6 protein-coding genes are annotated in these 9,114 nt (G+C 74.3%); 4 read left to right on the forward strand and 2 right to left on the reverse strand.

What is annotated here, in order from left to right:
• From ACZ6JY_RS26250 to ACZ6JY_RS26265, 4 genes are read left to right on the forward strand one after another with little or no spacing between them, the layout of a single operon-like run.
• Positions 1 to 1,095 carry an ABC transporter permease gene (locus ACZ6JY_RS26250; protein ID WP_469199481.1) on the forward strand — a complete coding sequence of 365 codons (1,095 nt, stop codon included), beginning with the start codon at positions 1 to 3 and terminating at the stop codon, positions 1,093 to 1,095.
• Positions 1,092 to 2,051 (forward strand): ABC transporter permease, encoded by a 960-nt coding sequence (locus tag ACZ6JY_RS26255; RefSeq protein ID WP_469199483.1) that lies wholly within the window; start codon positions 1,092 to 1,094, stop codon positions 2,049 to 2,051. The genes ACZ6JY_RS26250 and ACZ6JY_RS26255 overlap by 4 nt, the downstream gene beginning before the upstream one ends.
• Complete coding sequence (locus tag ACZ6JY_RS26260; protein WP_469199485.1) at positions 2,048 to 3,073, forward strand: ABC transporter ATP-binding protein; 1,026 nt, start codon at positions 2,048 to 2,050, stop codon at positions 3,071 to 3,073. Before ACZ6JY_RS26255 ends, ACZ6JY_RS26260 begins: the two co-directional genes overlap by 4 nt.
• Before the next feature lie 29 nt (positions 3,074 to 3,102).
• Entirely contained in the window at positions 3,103 to 4,110 is a 1,008-nt protein-coding gene (locus tag ACZ6JY_RS26265) for an ABC transporter ATP-binding protein (RefSeq protein ID WP_469199487.1), read from the forward strand.
• Positions 4,111 to 4,182: 72 nt separating this feature from the next.
• On the opposite strand, the gene ACZ6JY_RS26270 is transcribed toward ACZ6JY_RS26265, so the two are convergent.
• Complete coding sequence (locus ACZ6JY_RS26270) at positions 4,183 to 5,136, reverse strand: bifunctional riboflavin kinase/FAD synthetase (protein WP_469199489.1); 954 nt, start codon at positions 5,134 to 5,136, stop codon at positions 4,183 to 4,185.
• A 161-nt stretch (positions 5,137 to 5,297) separates the two neighbouring features.
• Positions 5,298 to 8,828 (reverse strand): trypsin-like peptidase domain-containing protein, encoded by a 3,531-nt coding sequence (locus ACZ6JY_RS26275; protein ID WP_469199491.1) that lies wholly within the window; start codon positions 8,826 to 8,828, stop codon positions 5,298 to 5,300.
• Positions 8,829 to 9,114: the final 286 nt, after the last annotated feature.

A 9,114-nucleotide genomic window follows, 5' to 3' on the forward strand; every position in this document is an offset into this window, starting at 1 on the left:
ATGACCGCTGACAGCAATCCCGCACTGCTCGACACCGAGGGCCCGGGCGGCCCCGGCGCCGCCGGCGACCTGGCTCCGGCCGGGGCGCCGTCGGCCCGCGGGCCCCGGAGCCGCGACACCCGGGCCTACCTCCTCTATGTGGCGGGCAAGATCGGCGGCGCGGTCGTGTCGCTGTTCGCCGTCCTCGTCACCAGCTTCTTCCTGTTCCGGCTGATCCCCGGCGACCCCGTCAAGCAGATGACGGGCGGCAAGCGCGTCTCGGCCGAACAGCTCGCCGCGATGCGCAAGGAGTTCGGCCTCGACAAGCCGGTCATGGCCCAGTTCTTCGACTACACGGGCAACGTCCTGACCGGCGACTTCGGCACGTCCTACCAGTTCCACGCGCCCGTGATGGACAAGATCACCGAAGCGCTGCCCGCGACGCTGCTGCTCACCGGAACGGCGTACGTCCTCTACACGATCATCGGCATCTGGCTCGGCACGCGCACCGCCTGGCGCAACGGCAAGCTGGGCGACCGCTTCAACACCGGGCTCGCCCTGACGCTGTACTCCGTGCCGTCGTTCTGGCTCGGCCTGCTGCTGATCATCACCTTCGCGGTGGGGATCGGGCCGATTCCCGGGATGTTCCCGACCGGCGGCCTGGAGTCGGGCGGCGAGACCGGCTTCGCGTACGTCATCGACGTCGCGCACCACATGGTGCTTCCGGTGATCACGCTGGTCGCCGTCGGGTACGCGCAGACGCTCCTCGTCATGCGCTCCTCGCTGCTCGACGAGATGGGCAGCGACTATCTGACGACCGCGCGCGCCAAGGGGCTCCGCGACGATCTCGTACGCCGCCGGCACGCCGTGCCGAACGCGATGCTGCCGACCGTCACCCTGATGTTCGTCAACCTCGGCACGGTGGTGGCGGGCGCGATCCTCGTCGAGACCGTCTTCTCCTGGCCGGGCCTCGGCGGTCTCTTCTACTCGGCGTTGAGCGTGCCCGATCTGCCACTCGTGCAGGGGCTCTTCTTCGTGTTCTCCACCACGGTCATCCTCATGAACACCCTGGCCGACGTGATCTATCCGCTGCTCGATCCCCGGGTGGGCCGATGACGACCGAATCCGCCGAATCCACTCCTCCGACCTCGGCCGCCCCGGCCACGCCCGCCGCCCCCGGCAAGAGCGCGCGCGCACTCGCCCGGGCCCGCAGGCGGCACTCCATGACCCGCTTCTGGCGGGAGTACCGCACACACCGGGCCGGGCTCGTCGGCCTGGCCGCGCTGGTCCTGATCGCCCTCGCCGCCGTCTTCGCGCCGCTGCTCGTCGGCTCGGACGCGCAGAGCGTGACCGACGCCCCGGGCAAGCCGATGGAGGCGCCGAGCGGGGAGTTCCCGCTCGGCACCGACCAGTTCGGGCGCGATCTGCTCGGCCTGCTCGTGTGGGGCGCCCGCATCTCTCTCTCCGTGGGGCTGCTCGCCGCGGTCCTTTCGGTGGCCATCGGCACCCTGGTGGGGATCACCGCGGGGCACTTCAAGGGCTGGTACGCCACCGTCATCATGCGCGTCACCGACTGGTTCCTCGTGATGCCGACGCTGGTGCTCGCCATCGCCCTCGCCTCGGTGATGTCCCGCTCCATCTGGACGATCATCCTGGCGATCGGCGTGACGACATGGCCGACCACGGCACGCCTGGTCAGGGCGCAGACGCTCGCCGTGGAGTCGCGGCCCTACATCGAGCGCGCGCAGGCACTCGGCGGCGGCCACGGCCACATCATGGCCCGCCACGTGCTGCCCAACGTCATGCCGCTCGTCCTCGCGCAGACCACGCTGGTCATCTCCGGCGCCATCCTCACCGAGGCCACGCTCGCCTTCCTCGGCCTCGGCGACCCGACGAGCGTGTCGTGGGGCGGCCTGCTCCAGGACGCGCGCGAGGCGGGCGCGGTCAGCGCCGGGCACTGGTGGTACCTCGCCCCGCCCGGCCTCGCCATCGCCCTCGTCGCGCTGGCGTTCACCCTGTGCGGCCGCGCCGTGGAATCCGTGCTCAACCCCAGGCTGGGGGCCACCCGTTGAACGACGTACAGACAACCGAGCGACGACTGCTCGACGTGCGCGACCTCGAAGTGACGTACGCGAACGGCGCCGCCGCCGTCCGTGGCGTGAACCTCCACGTCGAGGCGGGGCAGAAGCTCGGCGTGGCCGGCGAGTCGGGCTGCGGCAAGTCCACGCTCGCCCTCGCCCTGCTGCGGCTGCTCCCCGCGGGCACCAAGGTGTCGGGGCAGATCCTGCTCGACGGCGAGGACGTCCTCGCCATGAAGTGGGGGCGGGTCCGCGCGGTGCGCTGGGCCGGTGCCTCGATCGTCTTCCAGGGCGCGATGCACTCGCTGAACGCGGTGCACCGCGTCGGCGACCAGATCGCCGAGCCGATCCTGCTGCACAGGAAGGCGACCCGGGCCGGCGCCGAGAAGAAGGTCGGTGAGCTGCTCGAACACGTGGGACTGCCCGCCGCGCGCGCCGAGGCGTATCCGCACGAGCTCTCCGGCGGCCAGCGGCAGCGCGTGATGATCGCGATGGCGCTCGCCTGCGAACCCCGGCTGATCATCGCGGACGAGCCGACCACCGCGCTGGACGTGATGATCCAGGCGCAGATCCTCCGGCTGATCGAGCAGCTCGTGGCCGAGCAGGATCTGGGCCTGATGATGATCAGCCACGACCTCGCCGTGCTCTCCGACACCTGCGACCGGCTCGCGGTGATGTACGCGGGCCGTGTCGTCGAGGAGGGCCCGGCCACCGAGGTGTACGAGCATGCCCGGCACCCCTACGGCAAGGCGCTGTCGGCGGCCTTCCCGCGGATCGGTGACCCGGCGTCGCGGTTCGCGCCGCGCGGCCTGCCCGGTGATCCGCCCGACCCCTCCGCGCTCCCCACGGGGTGCACCTTCCATCCGCGCTGCCCGGTCGCCCTGGACTCCTGCTCCACGGAGGACCAGGCGCTGCGGGACGCGGGCCCGCACCACCGCGCGGCCTGCGTACACGCGGGCGCCCCGCTTCCGGCGCAGCCCACGGCGGCGCCCGCGACGGCGGAGCGCACGCCGTGACCGAGGAGAACCGTGAAGAGGACCCGCGCATGACCACCACTCGGGAGCCCGGCGGCACGCTGCTGTCGGCCGCCGATCTGCACATCGCCTTCCCCGGCCGCCGGGGCGCGCCGACCGCGCGGGCGGTGGACGGCGTCGACCTCGACATCAGGGCAGGCGAGATCGTCGCCCTGGTCGGCGAGTCGGGGTGCGGCAAGACGACACTGGCGCGTTCGCTGCTCGGCCTCGTGCCGCCGACCTCGGGCAAGGTGACGTTCGCCGGGGAGCCGCTGAACTACGCGGGACGCGCCCTCAAGGCGTACCGCAAGCGCGTCCAGCTCGTCCTCCAGGACCCCAGTGGCTCGCTCAACCCGCGGCACACGGTGTACGAGGCCGTGGCCGAGGGGCTGCGCATCCACGGGTACGCGGGGGACGAGCGGGCCGCGGTCGCGGAGGCCCTCTCCCGGGCCGGGCTCCGGCCCCCGGAGCGGTTCTTCCTGCGCTATCCGCACGAGCTGTCGGGCGGCCAGCGCCAGCGTGTCGTCATCGCGGGCGCGCTCGTCCTCGAACCCGAACTCATCGTCGCCGACGAGCCGGTCGCCTCCCTGGACGCCTCCGTACGCGGTGAGATCCTCGCCCTGCTGCTGCACCTGCGCGAGGAGCTGGGGCTCTCCGCGCTGGTGGTGACGCACGACCTGGGGCTCGCGTGGAACATCGCGGACCGGGTGGCGGTGATGTACCTGGGGCGCATCGTCGAGACGGGCACGGTGGAGGAGGTCCTGACGGCTCCTCAACACCCTTATACGCAGGCCTTGTTGTCGGTACTGCCGGAGGCGCCGGGCTCGCCCGTGGTCCTCACGGGGGAGCCCCCGGACCCCTCACGGATCCCCGGCGGGTGCCGGTTCCATGCGCGGTGCCAGATCCTCGCCTCGGGCGAGGCGGAGCGGGCGGGCGTGGCGGATCACTGCCGGACGGTGGACCTCCCGCTGCTCTCCGGGGGCGGTGAGACGCAGGTGGCGTGCCACTGGGCGGCAGCGGCTGCCGGCGGGGCGCCTTAGGTGCGTTCTCGGCCTTCCGCCGGTGGGGGCTTGTCGCGCAGTTCCCCGCGCCCCTTAAGGGCCGCCCGGCGGCTAGGCGCGGTCCGCGGCCTCGATCAGCTCCCGGGACCTCTTCACGTCATCCGCGATAGCGACAAGCAGCGCCTCGATGGAGTCGAACTTGGCCTGGCCCCGCACGAAGGCCAGGAAGTCCACGGCCACGTGCAACCCGTACAGGTCAAGACCGACGCGGTCGATCGCGTACGCCTCGACCGTCCGCTCGGTCCCGTCGAACTGCGGGTTCGTCCCGACGGAGATCGCGGCCGGCATCGCCTCGCCCTGGGCGTGCAGCCATCCGGCGTAGACGCCGTCGGCGGGGATCGCGGTGTGCGGCAGCGTCTCCACGTTGGCCGTGGGGAAGCCCAGCTCGCGCCCGCGCTGGGCGCCGCGCACGACGACGCCCTCGACGCGGTGCGGGCGGCCGAGGATCTCCGCGGCGCCCGTGACGTCCCCCTCGGCGACCAGGCGCCGGGTCAGCGTCGAGGAGAACGGCTCACCGCCGCCCGCCGTACCGCTGACGTACAGGTCGACGAGATCGACCTCGTAGTCGTACGTGGTGCCGAGCTCGGCGAGGAAGCCGACGTTGCCCGCGGCCTTGTGGCCGAAGCGGAAGTTGGGGCCCTCGACGACCACGCGCGCGTGCAGCTTGTCGACGAGGACCTTCACCACGAAGTCGGCGGGCGACAGCTTCGAGAACTCGGTGGTGAAGGGCAGGATCAGCAGCGCGTCCACGCCGAGGCCGGCCATCAGCTCGGCGCGCCGGTGGTGCGGGGCGAGCAGCGGCGGGTGGCTGCCGGGGCGCACGACCTCGCTGGGGTGCGGGTCGAACGTGACGACCACGGCGGGCACGCCGAGCTCCCTGGCGCGCTCCACGGCGCGGCCGATGATGAGCTGGTGCCCGCGGTGCACGCCGTCGTAGGAACCAATGGTGACGACGCTGCGCCCCCAGTCCTGGGGGATGTCCTCCAAGCCACGCCAGCGCTGCACTTCTTTGCTCCTCGCCGAACCTGTGTACGTCCGTTACGTCTGTACGTTCCCATTGCCGATTACGCAGGTCTAAGACTGCCATGCCGGAGGGCCCCGGCTCGCATCGGTATCTCTTCGTCCGGGGTGGCGGGGGTCACTCCCCGGTCCCGGACGCGTGGACGTCAGGCCGGTACCCGTACGCCACCCGCGAGGTTCTCGATCGTCCGGCAGGCGCTCGGGCCGACCAGGGCGGCCCACTCCTCGGGGGCGCCGTCGAGCCAGCGGGTCACCAGGGCGGCGAAACCCGGCTCGGAGCGGGCCAGTTCGACCAGGCAGCGGTCGAAGCGGGACGCGCCCTCCGGCGTACGCACGAGCTGCCGCGCCGCCCGGCGCACCCGCTCGCGAGCCGGTTCCTCGCCGCACTCGGCGGCGGCGCGGGCCACGGTCCGCACGACGCTCTCCAGGACCGTGAGGTCCCGCTCCTGGCCGAGCAGTACGTCGAGCAGCTCGCCCCGCAGAACCCCGGAAGCCGCGCTGCCGGGGGCCGCGAGCACGGATGCGAGGGCGGCTCGGGCCGCCGAGGGCGTCGCGCTGTCCAGCAGCCCCGTCACCAGCGGGAAGAGGACGTCACGTACGCCTGGCCCCTCCTCGATGCGCCGGTCGACGTACGCCGCGGCGGCCTCACCGGCCTCGGGGCGGGCCGCGAGGAAGTCCCGCACCAGGGCGGCGACCCGCTGGGCGAGCACGGGCGTGGTCGCGTCGACAAGGCCGCCCAGCACGTCATCGGCGACGGGCCCCGGCGCCTCCAACCGAGCCCGGAAGGCGGCGAGCACCGCCTCGGGGTGGGAAGGCAGGGCCGCGGCCACCGCACTCACCGGCATCCGCGGATCCCCGTCGGCGAGGAGCCGCAGGGCACGGCCCAGATACCGCGCACGCGTCACCGGATCGCGGACCAGCAGCGCGAGCGCCGCCCCGTGCAGGGACTCCTCGGCCGGGCCCGTGAGCAGGCAGAGCGCGGCGTACCGCAGCAGCTCGCGGTCGGCTTCGGCGGTGGTGTGCGCGGCGGCGCGCAGGCCGTGCGCGGCGGCCGCGGCGTGCCGTCCCGGCCGCTCGTCCCGCGCCCAGCGGTCGACGGCACGGCAGACGGCGGCGGGCTCCTCCTCGGCGAGCGCGGCAAGGAGCTCGTCGGCGCGGGCGTGGCCGCTGTCGACGAGGGCGTCGGTGAGGGCGTCGATGGCGCGGTGCCGGTGGGTGTAAAGGAGCGCCTGCGCGGCGGAGGCGACGGTGGCGTCGGGCGCGGCGTCCAGCGGCCGCTCGTCGGAGAACCAGCGCACGAGCAGTGGCTGTGCGCCCGCGGGATCGGCGGCCAGAAGCTCGGCGGCGGCGTCCAGGCAGCGGCCCGGGGTGCCCGGCGGCCCGTCGCGCACGACGAGGCGGCGCAGCAGCGAGAACCGCTCGCTCTCCCCCAGCGGCAGCCGCAGCCAGAAGTCCGTCCCGAACTCCCCGCGGTCGGCGAGGGCTTCAAGCACCTGGAGATACGGGGTCGCGTCCGGCACGCGTGACAGGACCCCCCGCAGCAGGTGCCTGCCCCACCACCCCGCGTCGGCGCCCGCCCCGCCGGGCGTCGCGTCCGCCGGCGCCGACGTGGCGTCCACCAGGTCGCGCAGGCGCGGTGCCAGTTCGGCGGGGCCGCGCCGGCGGCCGAGCGACAGCAGGGCCTGGAGGACCGGGCCGATCCGGTGGCGCGGCACGGGCAACGGGCGCTCGGAAACCGGGCCGCGCTGCTCGGGGACGACCGGGTCCCGGGGGCGGTGCCGCCGGACCAGGGCGTCAAGGGCGGCGTCCACGTCCAGATGCGTGCCCTGGAGCCAGTCGGCGAGCTCCTCGTGCGCGAAGCGGTACCCGGCCCCCGCGGGCATCAGCAGGCCCTCGGTGAGCACCGCCGACGCCCATCCCGTACAGCCGTGGAACCGTGCGCCCGGCGCCGCTCCCCACGGGAAGACCGCTTCGAAGGATGCCCGGTCGAGCCCGCCGTGGCCGGGGCCCAGGCAGCGCCGCGCCGCCTCGTGGACCTGCCCCGACACCTTCGCGGCGAGGCGGCGCACGGCGGTGCCCCGCAGCCCGTTCGACACCGCGAGGCGCACCGCGATCCGCAGGCAGAGCAGGTCCAGGTAGGCGCCGAACAGTTCCTCCCTGGCCGGGGTGCCCGGCGGTGGCGCGTCGGGCCTGGCCGCGCGGACCTCGCTGAGCAGCCGCAGCGCCAGCGGGTGCCGGGCGTCGGCCTCGGTGAGCGCCCCTTCCGGGATGCCGTACCGCTCGCGGGCCCCGCGGGCCTGCGGCTCGGGCAGCTCACCGAGGCGTACGTGGCTCGGCGGGCCGGTGTCCGCGTCCGTTCCGTGCAGCACCTCTGGGGCGAAGTGGGCCCCCGCCTGCTCCCAGTACTCCGCCCGGCAGGCGATGACCAGGCGCGCGCCCGTCTTCCGCAGCCAGGCGGCGGTGCCCTCGCTCCACTCGGCCAGGCGGTGCGCCGCCGCGGGCGGCATCTCCTCTGGCCCGTCGAGCAGCAACAGCAGGGGCCGCCCGGCGTCCCGTACGAGGCGTGCCACGCGCCCCGCCGAGATGTCGCCGAGGCCCTGGCCCGCCGGGGTGTCCCTGGCCGCCGCGAGGATGCGGCCCGCCCGGCCGAGCGCGCGCTCCACGGCGTCGGCGACGGAGGTGTCCGTGTCCCGCAGGTCGGCACCGCGCAGCCAGAGCGTCGGCAGAGGCGCGGCGCCCTTGGCCCGCCGGGCGGCCAGCACGGCCAGCTCCGTCGTGCGGCCCGTGCCGGGGTCGCCGACCAGGCCGAGCACGGAGGCCGGGCCCGCGGTGAACGCGTCGAACTCCGCTGCCGTCGCGGGCCGTTCGACCGGTTCGAGCAGCTCCGGGCGCGGCCCGTCGCACCCCACGGACGTCGCCGTCAGATGCAGGGCCCCCGCCAGATTGAGGTCGGCCCCATAGCCGGGAACGGTAGCGGCATTCCGCTCAAGCAACTCCCTGAGCACCTCGGCTCCCCACGGGGATGTCCGTCCCCGCAGTGGTACCGCGAAGCCCGCGGGGCGGTGTGGTGGGAGCGGGTCCCCCTGCGTGGTCGGATCGGCGGGGGCCTGGGGCAGCAGTGCCGTTCCCAGGACACCGAGCACCGCTCCGGACGAGGCGTCGACGACCGGGCCGCCCGCCGCTCCGCCGCCGAGCCGCAGCGCGTCGGCGCCCGAGGTGCCGATCGCCAGCTCCAGGGCGGAGGCCAGCAGATGGAAGCGGTCCGTCGCCGTGTAGGTCACCGGGGAGCAGCCGAGCACCCGGGCCTCGCGCCAGCCGCAGGCGGCGATCCGCACATAGGTGCCGGTCGCCACGGAGTCCCGTACGGCCAGCGGCAGCGGACGCAGGCCGAGGCCCTCGGTGCGCACCAGGGCGAGGCCGGCCTCGGGCAGTGCCACCACGGCGTCGGCGGAGACGACACAGGTGCGCTCGCCCGGCGCGTGCAGGACGACCCGCGTCAGGCCGTCGACCGCCTCATGGCTGGTGATCACCGTGCCGAGGTCGTCGGCGGCGAAGCCCATGCCCTTGGGGCGTCCCGCCAGGTCGCACACCCGTACCAGGGACATGTCGAGCGCCTCGTGCCCGCCCCGCTCCCCCTTGCCCGGGGCGTCCCCTGCCCCCGGACCCCGTCCCGCCATGCTCGAACCTCCCGGCCGTTCCCCGTAAATCCCGACCGTAGGTCGGCGGTGATCAGCCGGACAGAAGGCGATGCGAACGCGCCCCCTTCCGCTCCCCCGATTCACTCCGAGCGCCTGCCCGAAGGGGTGAATCGGCGGCCCGTCCTGGACACATTCCCAGAGGGGGCAGTGGGGGGGGGGGGGGGGGGGGGGGGGGGGGGGGGGGGGAGAAGAGGGGAGAGGGGGGGGGGGGGGGGGGGGGGGGAGGGAGGGGGGGGGGGGGGGGGAAGGGGGCCCCCCCTACGGA

The organism is Streptomyces sp. NPDC046335 (assembly GCF_055587985.1).